At 44.3% G+C, this 14,892-nt stretch carries 16 protein-coding genes; 10 read left to right on the forward strand and 6 right to left on the reverse strand.

What is annotated here, in order from left to right; all coding sequences use genetic code 11:
• Nucleotides 1-13: 13 nt before the first annotated feature.
• A complete protein-coding gene (locus myaer_RS13185) occupies nt 14-811 on the reverse strand; it encodes an SAM hydrolase/SAM-dependent halogenase family protein (protein WP_046662428.1) in 798 nt (265 codons plus the stop codon).
• A gap of 135 nt (nt 812-946) precedes the next feature.
• On the opposite strand from myaer_RS13185, the gene myaer_RS21685 reads away from it, so the two are divergent.
• The 6 genes from myaer_RS21685 (at nt 947) to myaer_RS13205 (ending at nt 7,297) form a co-directional block, all read left to right on the forward strand.
• Nucleotides 947-1,108, forward strand: coding sequence for a hypothetical protein (locus myaer_RS21685; RefSeq protein WP_002733724.1), 162 nt, complete (start codon nt 947-949; stop codon nt 1,106-1,108).
• A 155-nt stretch (nt 1,109-1,263) separates the two neighbouring features.
• Nucleotides 1,264-1,428 carry a hypothetical protein gene (locus myaer_RS21690; RefSeq protein WP_002732944.1) on the forward strand — a complete coding sequence of 55 codons (165 nt, stop codon included), beginning with the start codon at nt 1,264-1,266 and terminating at the stop codon, nt 1,426-1,428.
• On the forward strand, nt 1,421-1,876 hold the full coding sequence (locus tag myaer_RS13190; RefSeq protein ID WP_046662429.1) for a GNAT family N-acetyltransferase: 456 nt from the start codon (nt 1,421-1,423) through the stop codon (nt 1,874-1,876). The genes myaer_RS21690 and myaer_RS13190 overlap by 8 nt, the downstream gene beginning before the upstream one ends.
• A 311-nt stretch (nt 1,877-2,187) precedes the next feature.
• Nucleotides 2,188-4,194 (forward strand): PP2C family protein-serine/threonine phosphatase, encoded by a 2,007-nt coding sequence (locus myaer_RS13195; protein WP_046662430.1) that lies wholly within the window; start codon nt 2,188-2,190, stop codon nt 4,192-4,194.
• A gap of 146 nt (nt 4,195-4,340) precedes the next feature.
• Nucleotides 4,341-5,390, forward strand: a complete 1,050-nt coding sequence (locus myaer_RS13200) for a hypothetical protein (RefSeq protein WP_002765465.1) — start codon at nt 4,341-4,343, stop codon at nt 5,388-5,390.
• Nucleotides 5,391-5,698: 308 nt separating this feature from the next.
• Entirely contained in the window at nt 5,699-7,297 is a 1,599-nt protein-coding gene (locus myaer_RS13205; protein WP_046662431.1) for a SpoIID/LytB domain-containing protein, read from the forward strand.
• A 148-nt stretch (nt 7,298-7,445) separates the two neighbouring features.
• On the opposite strand, the gene myaer_RS13210 is transcribed toward myaer_RS13205, so the two are convergent.
• The 4 genes from myaer_RS13210 to myaer_RS13225 form a co-directional block, all read right to left on the reverse strand.
• Nucleotides 7,446-8,135, reverse strand: coding sequence for a potassium channel family protein (locus tag myaer_RS13210; RefSeq protein ID WP_046662432.1), 690 nt, complete (start codon nt 8,133-8,135; stop codon nt 7,446-7,448).
• Between the two features lie 80 nt (nt 8,136-8,215).
• Nucleotides 8,216-9,550 (reverse strand): TrkH family potassium uptake protein, encoded by a 1,335-nt coding sequence (locus myaer_RS13215; RefSeq protein WP_046662433.1) that lies wholly within the window; start codon nt 9,548-9,550, stop codon nt 8,216-8,218.
• A gap of 9 nt (nt 9,551-9,559) precedes the next feature.
• Nucleotides 9,560-10,708: a glycosyltransferase family 4 protein gene (locus myaer_RS13220; protein WP_046662434.1), complete on the reverse strand. Its 1,149-nt coding sequence runs from the start codon at nt 10,706-10,708 to the stop codon at nt 9,560-9,562.
• Between the two features lie 169 nt (nt 10,709-10,877).
• Nucleotides 10,878-11,033, reverse strand: coding sequence for a DUF2256 domain-containing protein (locus myaer_RS13225; protein WP_071846465.1), 156 nt, complete (start codon nt 11,031-11,033; stop codon nt 10,878-10,880).
• Between the two features lie 36 nt (nt 11,034-11,069).
• Here myaer_RS13225 and myaer_RS13230 point away from each other — a divergent pair, with 36 nt between their 5' ends.
• Nucleotides 11,070-11,870, forward strand: a complete 801-nt coding sequence (locus myaer_RS13230) for an RNA methyltransferase (RefSeq protein WP_046662435.1) — start codon at nt 11,070-11,072, stop codon at nt 11,868-11,870.
• Between the two features lie 27 nt (nt 11,871-11,897).
• Nucleotides 11,898-13,079, forward strand: a complete 1,182-nt coding sequence (locus myaer_RS13235) for a serine hydrolase (protein WP_046662436.1) — start codon at nt 11,898-11,900, stop codon at nt 13,077-13,079.
• 3 nt (nt 13,080-13,082) lie between these two features.
• On the opposite strand, the gene myaer_RS13240 is transcribed toward myaer_RS13235, so the two are convergent.
• On the reverse strand, nt 13,083-13,349 hold the full coding sequence (locus tag myaer_RS13240) for a glutaredoxin family protein (protein WP_002750529.1): 267 nt from the start codon (nt 13,347-13,349) through the stop codon (nt 13,083-13,085).
• An 8-nt stretch (nt 13,350-13,357) separates the two neighbouring features.
• On the opposite strand from myaer_RS13240, the gene myaer_RS13245 reads away from it, so the two are divergent.
• Complete coding sequence (locus tag myaer_RS13245) at nt 13,358-13,597, forward strand: hypothetical protein (RefSeq protein ID WP_046662437.1); 240 nt, start codon at nt 13,358-13,360, stop codon at nt 13,595-13,597.
• Between the two features lie 516 nt (nt 13,598-14,113).
• Nucleotides 14,114-14,839, forward strand: coding sequence for a Uma2 family endonuclease (locus tag myaer_RS13250; RefSeq protein WP_046662438.1), 726 nt, complete (start codon nt 14,114-14,116; stop codon nt 14,837-14,839).
• Nucleotides 14,840-14,892: the final 53 nt, after the last annotated feature.

Raw genomic sequence — 14,892 nt, forward strand, 5'->3', positions numbered from 1 at the left:
TTATCAGTTTTGATCACTGACTCCTATCTATTCTAACCTCGATCGCATCGCCAATATTTAGGTCTAATTGCCTTTGAGCGCTGCCAGTATTGACGGCAACTTCTAACCCCCCGTGACTACCGATAAAAGCGACTATTTCCCCCGAAGGAACATCACTGTAGGTGTTTTTTGTGGGGATAATTTTTGGACCCAACTGCACTGACCAATTTTTTCCCTCTAGGAGATAATCGGGAATATTGCTGATTAAATTGCCGAAAATGTCAATATATTGAATTTGACCCCTAATTTTATCTTCCTCGATTTGCGGAACAGCGATCGCTAATTGTTGCAAGCTATCGGGATCAATAATCTCACCCAACATTTCTAGGGGTACTCCCCGGGCCAAATAAGCGGCCACAGCAGCAAAAATATCACGACCGTGAAAAGTAGTGCTAGGGTTAGGGGTGCGCCAATAGGAAGAATTATCGAGATTAACGGCAGATATAGCGGGAGATTGACTTAAAATGCCACTAAATAAACCATTATCTGGACCAACTAAATAACCACCGGCAAAACGAATCCCTACCCCGCGTCTTTTGCTTCCTACCCCCGGATCTATAACTGCCAGATGAATAGTGCCTTGGGGAAAATACTGATAGGCATTCAGGAGAATAAAACGACCAGCGTAGAGGTCTTGGGGCGAAATTTGATGATTAAGATCGATCGTGCGAGCATGGGGGGCAATTTCTGCGATTACTCCCTTGATCATGCCTACATAACCGTCCTGTAGTCCAAAATCGCTAGTAAGGGTTATTAGTGCCTGTTCCGTCATTAGACTTGTCACTATGGTGGCCAACAGCTTTAATAAATCTTAACGCTAAATTCGGTAACTAAAGATACAGTTTACTAAGGAGAATGTTATGATTTAGATATAAGGTAAGTTAAGTCGCTCAAAAGTCTGTCCATCATGAACAAAAATCGTCAGCAAGTCCTAACACAGGCCACCGTCGCTCATAGAGAAACACTCCGCAGAAATTTGCAACACCGACTGGAAGTAGCTAGAGCGCAGGGAAATGAAGCTTTAGTACGTCAATTGGAAGCAGAGGCGGCCTATTTGCACCTTCGTTAGATTTAATCGGTGTTTAGTCATAGTCTAGTTGTCGGTTTTTGGTGATCGGTATGCCGGTCACTTTTTTTTAGGCGAATTTTTAGGAAAAAAATTGCTGATATCTCCACTGGCAATCCCTAAAATAGAAAGAACAGCAGTTTACAGATCAAATAATTATGGCTTTTTTCCGGCAATATATCGCCCCGCTCCTGACTATCTTAGTGTTTTTAGTTGCTCTGGTTGCCACCGGCATCCGGATTTTTTTACCGGCAGATTTAGCCGCACCCGCTCCGATCGAGCCATCCCTGGGCATAATTTTCTCTTATCCTTGGCATGGCTAACCTTCCCGAAAATTATCAGCTGCGACTGGGAAAACCCAGCGATCGCTATCTACTAATTAATTTTCTCACCCGCAGCTATCAAGAATTTTTTCCCGAACAAAAAAACCTCTCCCATCTAGCTGATACAGTCAGACAGTTTTTTGGCCTCGATACTCCCCTGTGGATCGTCGAAGGGCAGCAAACAGCGATCGCTTGTCTCTGGATGGGGAGTGCCGTCGATCAGGTGACAGGCGATCGCTATGGTCATATTTTCCTAATTTACGTCGATCCCCAGCATCGTCGCCAAGGTATCGCCAGCGCACTAATCGATCGAGCTAAGGATTGGGCAAAAAGTCGCGGACAAACCCGCATCGGCTTACAAGTCTTCATCAATAACGACAATGCTCTCAATCTCTACCAAAATCTCGGCTTTCAAACTCGATCTTTGCTGATGTGGAAAAATATTTAAAAACTGTTATCAGTCAGGAGATAGGAGTCAGGAGACAGGAGGCAGCTTTACTCTCCCCACACCCCACACCCCACACCCCACTTCCCACTTCCCACACCCCACACCCCACACCCCACACCCCACACCCCACTTCCCACTTCCCACTTCCCCAGATATACCTATAGAGATGGCACTGTCAGCATTAATTATTCCCGATCAAGCCACAAAGGTTAAAATTTGAGAAACACTGGAATACACTGGCAGTCATCGTGGGTAAAAACACGCTATTTTATTAACCTATACTAATCGCGCTTTAGGAGTAAGCAGTTTTCATGGATTCCGTGACAACCCTCCAATGTCAAAACCTAACCTGTCTATCCCCGAACGCTCTCACTAATAGATTCTGTGAAAAATGCGGCACTCCTTTAGTTAAGCGCTATTTATGGATGATGGGTGATTGGGTGAGAACCTATTATCGTGTTGGCGAGCTAATTGATGATCGTTATTTGGTCAAACAACCACAAATTGTTCTTGATACTAAACCCGCTCAAGCACCCCAAGCGCCGGACGAACCTCCTAGCTGGATTTCCCTCTACCTAAAATTGTTACCCTTCCATCTCCACATTCCCCAAGTCTATGGCTATATTCCCAGTCCCGATGAACGCTTAAATATGGACATCTGGCTGTTAGAATACGGCACTATTCCCCTCGACGAAACAGGAGAATTAATTTATCCAGAACTATTGCCCACTCTGGCCGAGGTTTGGTCGCAGGCTTCCGATTTAAGGCAAATTCACTGGTTATGGCAAATGGCCAAACTTTGGCATCCCCTCCAGAAAAAAGCTGTGGTTTCTAGTCTGCTTAACCCTTCTCTGACAAGAGTGAATAATCAGCTGCTGCAATTGCTAGAATTAAGCAAAGACGAGGCCACCGCTCCCAATTTACGAGATTTAGGGACCCTGTGGGCCGGTCTGATCCCGACGGCAGCTGCTAATATTCAAGATTTTCTCACATCCCTAACCCAAGAGCTAGAATCCGGTGATCTCGATCGCCCGGAATCCCTGATCACTATTCTCGATTATGCACTACAGCACTACGGTAGAGGTCAAGAACGCACCTATGAGATTTTTACCTGCACCGATACCGGTCCGCTGCGGGAACACAACGAGGATGCCTGTTATCCCCCAGCTAATCAGGCCATAACCCTGTCTAATGGTCAAAATCCCCTGGCGATTGTCTGTGATGGCATCGGCGGTCAAGAAGGGGGCGAAATCGCTGCTCAATTGGCGATCAAAACCCTGCCTAGGGAAATTAATCGCAGTCCCACGAGCGATATTGAATTCTATCCCGATAGTCACAGTCTTGTCCTCGAACAGGCGATTCGTGTCACCAATGATCTGATCAGTCAACGCAATGATCAGGAGTTGAGACAAGATCGTCGGCGCATGGGTACTACTCTAGTCATGGCCTTTGGCCAGGCCCAAGAAATGTACGCGGCCCATGTGGGGGATTCCCGCATCTATTGGATTACTACCCACAGTTGTCATCAAGTGACGGTAGATGATGATCTCGCTGACCGGGAAGTGAAATTAGGCTATCTCCTCTATCGTGATGCCATACAGTATCCCAACGCGGGGGCCTTGGTGCAAGCTTTGGGGATGAGTAGCGCCAATAATCTCCATCCCACCGTTCAGAGGTTGATTGTTGATCAAGATTGTGTTTTTCTGCTCTGTTCCGATGGTTTAAGTGATTATGATCGGGTAGAACAATACTGGGACATTGAAATTCTGCCTCTTTTGCGGGGAGAGAAAAGCGTGACGGCCGTGGGGGAAAGTTTATTACAACTAGCTAACCAGAAAAACGGTCACGATAACTCCACCATCGCCCTAGTTTATTGTCGGGTAGTTCCTGCGGCTGAAACTGTCAGTCCTTTAGTTTATGCTCAGGCCAAAGAACGAATTATTCCCGATCTTGATGACCAAGATTTTGATCACAGCGGGGACACCTACCCCGGGGAAGAAGTGGTGACGGCAATACCCACTCCCCCCCCCGTATCTTCTTCGGTTCCTAGTCCTACCCCTCCCCCTCCACCCGCACCCACTACCGTTTCACCCCTAGGGGTGGTAGCGATCGCCGTCGGTGTTCTCGGTTTGCTGGCTGCGATCGCTTGGCAATTCCTGAGTCGTGATCCCGCTTCCAATCCATCGATTTCTCCCGCACCTGTCACCAGTCCCACTCCAGTGAAGACACCCCCCGCACCCGTTACTGGTCCCACGACCGGGACGACACCTTCCGCACCCGTTACTGGTCCTAGTCCCCCCAATGCTTCCCCTAACTAGGGTTGGCTGAAAAAGTTTTTCGTGGGGACAGGGTGTGGGGTGTGGGGTGTGGGGTGTGGGGTTTGACCTGACGATTGATCGGCTTGTCGGGGGTTGCCAGAGCGAGTTAAGATAAAATGCCTGATTAACTGCCGAGTCTATCATATATGGTTGATGCTGCCACGTTCCCCTCCGACACCTCCGCGATCATTGATGCCTTTGAAACGCCTCTAGAGTTTAACTTTCAACTGCCGGATCCCGAAGATGAAACCATCCAAGATCACGACTTTCAGCAGCAACTGGATTCTTTTTGGAAAGTCTGCGATCGCTTTGATTTGCAAACGGAAATCTGGCGTGGGCGAATTTTGCGAGCTATTCGCGACCGGGAGAAGCAAGGCGGTGATAGTCGCGGTACAGGCTTTTTAAACTGGTTAAAACAGCGAGAAATCACTAAAAGTCAAGCTTATGCTCTGATTCAATTGGCTAATAGTGCCGATACTCTCCTGGCAGAAGGACAACTGGATCCCGATAGTATCAATAATTTTAGTAAACGCGCCTTCGTAGAAACGGCCAAATCTGCCCCCGAAATTCAAAAATTAGTCAGTGATGCGGCCCGACAAGGGGAGAGAATTACCCGTCGGGAGGTGAAGCAATTGGCCGATGAATGGACGGCTATGAGTTCAGATTTACTACCCGATGAAGTGAAGGAAAAAGCCAGCGACGGCAGTTTACCGGCGCGTCATCTCGCCCCTCTAGTGAAAGAATTAGAAAAGTTACCCGATACTCATATCGACACTCTCCGTCAAGAAATCGCCGCTAATCCCGATGTGGACACGGTAAAACTAATCACCTCGGAAGCACGCAGTTTAGCTAAATATCTCGATGCGGCGGCCCAAGTACAAACTCTCCGACGGGGTAATTTAGATATCGAAATGGCTTTAGAAGAAGCTTTGCGCGTCGATTGTCTAAATACGGCGGCGGATCTGGTTAAACAAGCCACACAATTAGAGCAGGCCGTGGCTAAACTTTATACTACTTGGAAACGTTTGGGTAGTTTGTCTGATCGCCTCTATGTGGATACGGGAGCAAGTAATCCCCATCTGCGCTCGATGTTAACCTGTTTGGAAAGTTTAACCAGTGAAGTGATCGAAGTAGAACTGGATGAAGGTGGTCAAAAAATGGTACGTTTACGCATTATCAGCGATGGGGGAAGTTAGATGGGAATTATGAATTATGAATTGGCAAGTGGGGAGACTTTTCAGTTATCCGTGAGCAGTAATTAAGTACCTAAGCAAAATTAATTACACATATCTACCCCCCCTTGCCTCTTGCCTCCTGCCTTTTGCCTTTCTTCACTAGGAAATTTATTTTGCACGACTACTTAGTAATCAGTGGGAAGTAGGGAGCAAAAAGTGTTCGACAAAAGCTCACGCCGAAGTCTGACGGCTGATAGCTGATAGCTTGCTGCTATAATCTCTGAATATCCTCAACTTTTATGAAAACTTATTAACAGATACTTGACTTTATGCTAAAAATCAAGGAAAAAAAACAAATAATTAGCATCAGTTCCATAACTGCGGCGATCTTGCTCAGTTTAACCCTAATTCCTGCCGCTATAGCCAAGGATGTCCTTCTGAGAGTGGGCATTGTCCAACGTTTTGGCGATGAAGCCAAGGAAAAATTAACCCTGAGCAGTACCAGTGGTGATAATCTCACCCTGCGCGTGGTGGGAGAAGATGGCCAATCCCAAACCCTGCAAACCAATCGCCTACAATTAGAAGTTATTCCCCGTCCCCTCGCTTCTCCCATCCTCCAAGAAAAAGTCATTTTGAGCGACCACGCCACCTTTGAAACCGCCGAAAATAGCGCCAAAAATTGGGCAAAAATGGGCATTAAAGTGGAAATTACCCAACCCGGACGCTGGCAGGTTTGGGCAAAGCGAGAAGTTTATGAAAATCCCCTAGTGCGGCGTTGGTTGCTGACCAGTTTGCAAACCAAAGGCCACAATCAACCCTATATTAATACTGTTTTACTCAAAGAAAAGCCGCAAGTTTCTTTCCAGATCAACGGGGTGCGCTATTTTCCCAAAGAATTAGAAATCGAGAGCCAAAAAAACCTGATTCAAGTTACCCATGGCCCCGATCAGGTACGTTTGTACGGGGGAACCATGCGCCTACAGCCCAACGCCTACGGCACTTTTACCCTAGTTAATAACGTTCCCCTCGAAACCTACCTGCGCGGGGTTGTACCCCACGAAATCGGTCATGATGCCCCAGAAAGTGCTACCCGGGCGCAAACTATTATCGCCCGCACCTACGCCCTCCGCAATCTCCGCCGTTTTCAAGCCGATAATTACGAACTCTGTGCCGATACCCATTGTCAAGTTTATTATGGATTGACGGGAACTAATCCCCGGGCTGATCAAGCGATCGCAGCCACGCGAGGCCTGGTTTTAACCTACCAAAATGAGTTAGTGGATGCCCTTTATTCCTCCACCACCGGCGGGGTAACTGCCCTCTTTAGTGATGTGTGGGATGGGGAAGAAAGACCTTATCTCCGGGCAGTGGTGGACTCCCCTAATCGAGTCTGGGATCTGTCGAAACAATCTCTCGCTAATGAGACAACTTTTCGCCAGTTTATTAATCTTAAAGATGGTTTTAATGAGACAGGCCGACGGGTCTTTCGCTGGCAAAAACAAGCTTCTTTAGCTGATTTGAGTCAAGACCTAGAAACCTATTTAACACGCAGAAAACATCCCCTTGCCGACTTCCAGAAAATTCAATGGATGGAAGTGACTAAGCGCTCTCCTTCCGGTCGGATTCTGACTATGACTATTCAAACCGATAAGGGGATTTTGGAACTGCATAAAAATGAGGTGCGTAGTGCCTTAGGACCACCTCGCAGTACCCTATTCTACATCGATCCTATCTACGATACCAATCGACAGATCCAGGGTTATAACTTTATTGGTGGCGGTTTCGGCCACGGGGTAGGATTAAGTCAATTTGGTTCCTATAATTTGGCCCGTTTGGGTTGGTCTCCCGAACAAATTCTCGCTTTCTATTATCCCGGCACTATCATCCAACCTCTCAATAATTCGATTGTCTTTTGGCGAGGAAATTAATCAGTTATCAGTTATCAGTTATCAGTTATGAGTTATCAGTTATCAGTTATCAGTTATCAGTTATCAGTGAACAGGGATATCAGGAGAAAAAAGCTGACGGCTAAAAGGCTAACGGCTAAAAAATCGCCTTCATCTATTTGACTAAATTTTACATCGGTAAACGCTGAATATCTCGGTTAGAACCAATTACCACCATGGCTAAATCCTTGTGTAATCTTTCTTGGGGATTGGGGTTAATCTTGAATTTTTCCGCATTACCGACAGCGACAATATTTAACCCATAACGATTACGAATTTCTAACTCTGCTAGGGTTTTACCGTGAAAAGCTTCCGGGACTTTTAACTCGACAATACTATGTTCGGGATCGAGATCAAATCGTTCTAAAATTGATGGTCTAGTTAAACGGTGCGCTAACTCACAACCGGCATCGTATTCGGGAAAAACTACTAAATCTGCACCAACTTTTTTTAGTAATTTTCCATGGATTTCTGTGGAGGCTTTAGCGGCGACAAAATTAACCCCCGCTTCCTTACAATTGAGAGTAGTAATGATACTTTCTTCCACGTATTTACCAATAGCAACAATCACCGTATCGGTTTCAAAAATTCCTGCTTCTCGCAGGGCGTTAGGTTTGGTAGAATCAAGCTCGATCGCATTATCTACTATTCGATCAGATAACGCTTGTGCTACTAATCCTTCGTCAATATCTGTCGCTACCACTTGATAACCTTGTTTGCGTAAGGTTTCACAAACGGCTCGCCCAAATCTGCCTAATCCGATGACGGCAAATTGACGATTTTGGGGACGCATACTACTAAAAAATTTAATTGATTGCATAATTTTAAGTTAAACTGTTAGGCATTTAAAATGCTGGTGTCAATAGGTACTGATAACTGATAACTAATAACTGATATTAATTATCCCACTAAAAGGTTTTCTTCGGGGTAATTAATAACTGTTGGTTTCGGATCGCCGATAATAGCCGCTATTAAAAGTATAACTCCTACCCGTCCCAAATACATCATAAAAATAATAATTAACTTAGAAATCGGCGATAAAGCGGCGGTTATACCCGTAGATAGGCCGACAGTTCCAAAGGCAGAAACCACCTCAAAAAACAGTTGAATCATTTGAAAATCTGTCTCCACAAATGAGATAGCTAGGGTGGAGATAATAATCGCTATAACCGAACCAAAAACCACCGCCATTGACTTTAAAATTAACGGCGTGGGAATGCGTCTTTGATAAAGAGTCACTTCTTCACGACCTCTTAAAACCGAGCGGGTACAATTATATAAAATCCTAAAAGTTGTGGTCTTAATACCGCCCCCTGTACCGCTAGGACTGGCACCAATAAACATCAAAGCCATGGTAATTAATAAACCTTCTACGGAAATTTTACCAATATCAATAGTATTAAATCCTGCTGTTCTAGATGTTACCGATTGGAACCAAGCGGCCAGCAATTTATCTTTAATTGATAAATTAGCCAAAGTGTCAGTATTTCCCTGTTCAGTAAGTAAAAAAGCTAAGGTTCCTATCACTAATAAAAATATAGTTGTGCTGATAGCAACTTTATAGTTAAGGGAAAAAACAAAGCCTTTTCGTTTATATTGAAAGCGGTGAATAAACCAAGTGTAAAACTCGATAATTACCTGATAACCGATACCTCCAAAAATGATCAATCCTGTGATAGATAAGTTAATAATAATTGAAGACTGATAGGACATTAAGTTATCTTTAAACAAGCCAAAACCCGCATTATTCCAGGCACTAATACTATGGAATAAAGATAACCACACCGCATATCTAAAATCATACTGTTGGGCGAAGACAGTTAACATAACCAAAGTTGCTGTTAACTCAAAAACTAGAGTAGTAGCAATCACTGATTTCATTAAACTTTGACTACCTTGCAGGAAAGGTCGATCAAAGGATTCTTGAATTGCTAACTTCTGTCTCAGGTCAAATTTTCGCCCAATTAATAACATTAAAAAAGTGGTAGTGGTCATATATCCCAACCCCCCCACTTGCACTAATAAAGCAATAAATAATTGACCCCAAAAAGAAAAATAAGTACCCGTATCTACTACCGCTAAACCCGTGACACAGACGGCAGAAGTGGAGGTAAAGAGGGCAACAATTGGGTCATTCCAAGTGCCGCTAGTGGTAGAAACAGGCAACATCAACAGGGAAGTTCCCGCTAAAATTACCGCAATAAATCCCAAGCAAATTGTCCGGGCAATCGTCATATAAATTCCTTAGTGAAAGTAGCTAAGAGAAGATTGTTTTTCGGCTAACACTTCTTGATAAACTAACTGTAAGCGATCAATATTTTTACTGAGAGTATAAGAGTCTAAAACTCTTTGACGGGCTTTTTGACCTAAAATTGTGGTTAATTCGGGATGATCTCGTAAGACGGGCAAGAGAGTTTTTAATTGGGTAATTAGTCCTTTAGTATCTAGAACTATTCCCGCACCTTTTAACACTTCCCCATCGGCCCCCACATCCGTAGCCAGACAAGCAACACCGCAGGCCATCGCTTCCAAGAGGGAAATCGATAAACCTTCGACTAATGAGGGTAAAATAAAGCCGTCAACCCCGCGCAAAATTTCAATTCGTTTATTTTCATCGCCGATAAAACCTAACCAGATAATACCATCTTCTTCTCCATAAAAAGGTTTGAGGGAAGGAGTTAACGGGCCATCGCCAACAATGAGCAGTTTGCATCTACCCCCTAAATTGGTTTTTTTCCAAGCTTTCAATAAAGATTCTACATTTTTCTCCGGCATGATCCGACCGAGATAAACAAATAAACAATCGGCATTATATTGAGCTTTAATATTCGATAGTCCTGGACAATACTTATTAACATCAACCCCATTGGGAATAATTGCTAATTTTTCTTCGGGAACTCCCAATTTAACTAAAAAATCCCGTTGAGAGGTGGAAAAAATAATTACCTTATCGTAATTAGCTAAAAAAGGGGCGTGTAGTTGGTAGGTTAATAATTGGGTACTGGAGATGAGATTGCGAATTTTACTATCAAAAGCCGGGTGAAAAGTCGCCACCAGAGGCAAATCTAAAGACTCACAAATTTCCGGTAGCAGAAAATCGAGGGGAGACAGGGGTAAGGACGCATGAACTAGATCCGGTTTCAGTTCCCTGAGTTTATCCTGTAGAACCCGACTCGATTTCAGGGTGGGAATAGTATAGACTTGGGAACTATAGAGACGTGGCAGGGTGATTTCGTCGTAAAAGTCCGGCCAATCGCTTACGGTGGGTTTTTCGGAAGAAAAATGCAGAAAACTGACTTGATAATCTCGATCGAGCAGGGAATTAGTCACTTCTCGCCCATAGGTAACGTTACCGCAAAAAGGAGATTTTTTTCCTAACCAGGCAATGTGCATTCAGATTCTCTTAAGAAAAAGTTAATTTAGCCAAGTATCAGCTTACTAAATTAGCCGTAAAATTAAAAGCCAATAGAGTACCTAAGCAAAATTAATTACCCATCTAAGTCCTCAGCTAAAAATTGCCCTTTGCAAGAGTGCCTATTTGATAGTTAAAATTCTCGGCTTTTTACTGATTCGCCGAGGACTTGCGACGACGACAACGTTCTGAACAGTATTTGACCTCATGCCAACAGTTTTGCCACTTTTTGCGCCAAGTAAAGGATAAACCGCAAACAGGACAAATTTTACTGGGAAGATCGGACTTCGAGATCTGACGTGCCATGATTAAAATTAAAAAGTCAAAAACTGCGCCTTATCTATGAGTGTAGATGAAAATAATCAGAGTTCCCCACTCGATCGCCTGAGAATTATTTTAGTTGAACCGGCCGGAGCCTTAAATGTGGGTTCCACTGCCAGAATTATGCGTAATATGGGCTTAAGTCGCTTAATTATCGTCAATCCCGCCTGTGATATCCTTGCAGAAGAAGCGCGACGCATGGCAGTACACGGAATTGAAGTCCTAGAAAACTGTTCACGGGTAGCCACCTTGGGGGAAGCTTTGCAGGGTTGTCATCGCATCATTGCCACCACCTCGAAACCCCGTCACCTGAATACTCCCCTCGAAACACCCCGGACCGCCTTACCCTGGTTACTCACCCCTAACCTGGAATCGGCCCTAATTTTCGGGCCAGAAGACCGGGGTTTAAGTAACAGCGAACTGAACCACGCCCAGCGTTTTGTCGGTATTCCCGCTAATCCTCAATATTCCTCCCTTAATCTCGCCCAAGCGGTGGCGGTTTGCTCCTACGAACTGTATCAAATGGCGACGGAAAATAGGCTCGAACCCCCGGTAGAAACGCTCCCTAATGCCACTTTTGAGGCTCTAGAAGGCTATTATCAGCACTTGGAGAGCTTTTTGCTCAAAATTGGCTATCTTTACCCCCACACCGCCGCCGCTAGGATGGAGAAATTCCGGCAATTTTATCATCGGGCCCGGCCCACGGTGGAGGAATTAGCCCTGCTGCGGGGCATTATCGGTCATATTGAAAGTATCGGGCAACTTTTTCTCGGTCTTGATAGTCTCAAGGGCAAGAAAAAAAATTCTCCTAGCGATCGATAATAAATCTGGATACCCTTGAGGAAAACCGTGACTCGTCAAGTAACTCGTCGTCCCACTAAAGTCCAATCCGGCCCTGGGTCCCCTAAGTCTATGGACTCAAACAATAAAAAAAGGCCTGTACCAGTTAAAAAGTCGCAAAAACAACGTAAACCTAACCTAATCGCCTCTTTTCTCCTTCAGGTTCTTCGCTTCTCTATCCTTGGTGTCGGTTTAGGTGCGATCGCTGGTACAGTTTTAACGGTGGTGGATCCGAGCAAATTACCCCTACACCCAAAACCCACCGCTACTAATTCCCCGACTCCCCAACCCGTCACCCCAAAACCGACCACGTTAGTTTTAAACGAAAATCTTAGCAGCCTCAACCAGAAATTACAGGCTTTAGCGGTCAAATATCCGAAATTACAGGCGGGAGCTTTATTTATTGACCTCGATAACGGTGCTTACGCTAATTTTCGCGGAGATACTATTTTTTCCGCCGCTAGTACGATTAAAATCCCGATTCTGGTGGCCTTTTTTGAGGATGTGGATGCGGGAAAAATTCGTCTCGATGAACCCCTTGTGGCCAGTAAGGATGTCATGGCCAGTGGATCTGGGGATATGCAGTATCTAGGAGTGAATAAAACCTATACTGCCCTAGAAACCGCCACTAAAATGAACGTAATTAGCGATAATACCGCTACTAATATGTTAATCAAGCGCATGGGAGGCAAAAAGGCTCTTAATCAGCGTTTTCAAGCTTGGGGTTTGACCAGTACGGTAATTAATAACCCTTTACCAGACTTGGAAGGAACCAATACCACAAGTCCGAGAGATTTGGTGACAATCTTAGGAAAAGTTAATCAAGGGGAATTACTCAGTTTACGTTCCCGCGATCGTCTATTAAATATTATGCAGGAAACGCGCACTCGCACCCTGCTGCCGCAAGGTATCGAGAAATCCGCCGATATTGCCCATAAAACCGGTGATATTGGCTCGCTGTTAGCGGATGCGGGGATTATTGATATGCCCAACGGGAAACGCTATCTAGGAGCAGTAATGGTCAAACGTCCCCACAATGATAGTAACGCTAGGACTCTGATTCAACAAATATCGCGCACGGCCTACCAACACTTTAAATGGTATCAAACTCAACCCGCAGCCAAACCGCAACCGGTCGCCCAATCTTCTCCCTCTCCTAGTCCGGTCGTTATTCCTAGTCCGGGTAATTAGCCCCTAGGTTAAATTATTGGCTAAAAGACGGGCTAATTGTTCGGCATTTGCCCGGGGGGAAAGACGAGGAAGGATTTTTTCCCCCGTGGCTAGTTTTTGACAGAGGACGGGGATTTCGTACTGATAAGCGTTAAACCAATCCTCTCGACTGGTAATGTCCCTAATTTCTAACTGCCACTCCGGTTGACGGATTTTTTCTAGTTTTTCTAGCAACCCTTCGCAAAGATGACAGTCCGGTTTACTGTATAAAATTAGTTCTATGGTAGTCATAAATATTTATGTTCATTACCTCCACGATTAGTCTCTCATCAACAATTCTACAAACTCCCACACCCCCACCGACTTTAAATAATAATTTAGTTAATTCAGGTACTCAAGATCTAGTCTATATCGGTGTGTTTCTTCTGGCAATTACCCTAGTCATGGTTATTGGTATTATCAATCAAAAAATTGAATACGCTCTCATTTTTGCCGCCACTCTCACTATTATTTTAATTGCTTTCCTCTGGTTTTTATAAGTCCTTCAACTAAGGGAATTGAGGGCAAATCCCCCTTAATAAAGATTAACGGCTCTCGTTGATTTACCTTCACCTAATTGTTAAGTAATTCGAGTTCAGACTTGACAAAAATCTCCCTAGGACCGAGCGGAAGATTAAGGGCTGCATCCCACATTTGCAGAAATACCGACAATTAGCAATTATCAGTGACTATTAAATTGGTACAAAAATATGAACAATCGCGTGTAAGCATCTCACCGAAAAACTAATGCGCGGTAGGGTTGATTCATGAATCAACCCTACTATGAATCAACCCTACCCCGTTGGGGGGTAGAACCCTCCAAAAGCTTGGATTTAGTGATAAAACCGAAAGTAACGCCCGATTTTAGGAGAAAGTTTCCCCTTAAAAATCGCAACTTAGTAGATTTACAAAAATGAGATGTACCCCAAGCAAAACGATCGGACTTATAATATAATTGTATTGATTGTGGCTTGTTGCTAGAATCACCCCAAATTGACTCAATGGGTTTATAAACGATGACAACCCTAGATATTGCTACTGATATTGTCTGTCCTCCCACCGATTTATGGAGTGATGAACCACCCGTGGAAAGTGATCTGCATTTACAACAAATTATTTTATTATTATCTTGTCTTGATTGGCTCTGGCAAGATAGAAACGATTACTATACCTCGGGCAATTTGACTATTTATTATAACGAAAGACAACTGAAACAGCGAGATTTTTGTGGACCAGATTTTTTCGTGGTTTTAGATACAGAGAAACGTCCCAGAAAAAGTTGGGTCGTCTGGGGAGAAGGGGGTAAATATCCCAATGTAATCATCGAAATTCTCTCCGATTCCACCGCTAATGTGGACAGAAAAGCCAAAAAGGAACTATATCAGCATATTTTCCGGACTCCTGAGTATTTTGGGTTTGATCCCAATACTTTAGAATGGCAAGGATTCACTTTAATCGAGGGACAATACCAACCGATTACCCCTAATGAAAACGGTTATTTATGGAGTAAGCAACTAGGATTATATTTAGGGATTTTTGCCAATAAATTGCGCTATTTCACCGAATCGGGTGAATTGGTTCCCACCCCTCAAGAGTCGGCCCAACAGGAAAGATTAGCGAAAGAACGGGAAAGATTAGCCAAAGAACAGGAAAGATTAGCCAAAGAAAGAGAACAACAACGGGCGGAAAAATTAGCCCAAAAGCTGCGAGAATTGGGCATTAATCCCGATGAAATTGCTTAAATATCCGATTGGGGGTGTTAGGGTGGAAACTATGGCGCAATTTTTCCTTAATT

It is taken from the genome of Microcystis aeruginosa NIES-2549, assembly GCF_000981785.2.
Classification (GTDB): domain Bacteria; phylum Cyanobacteriota; class Cyanobacteriia; order Cyanobacteriales; family Microcystaceae; genus Microcystis; species Microcystis aeruginosa_C.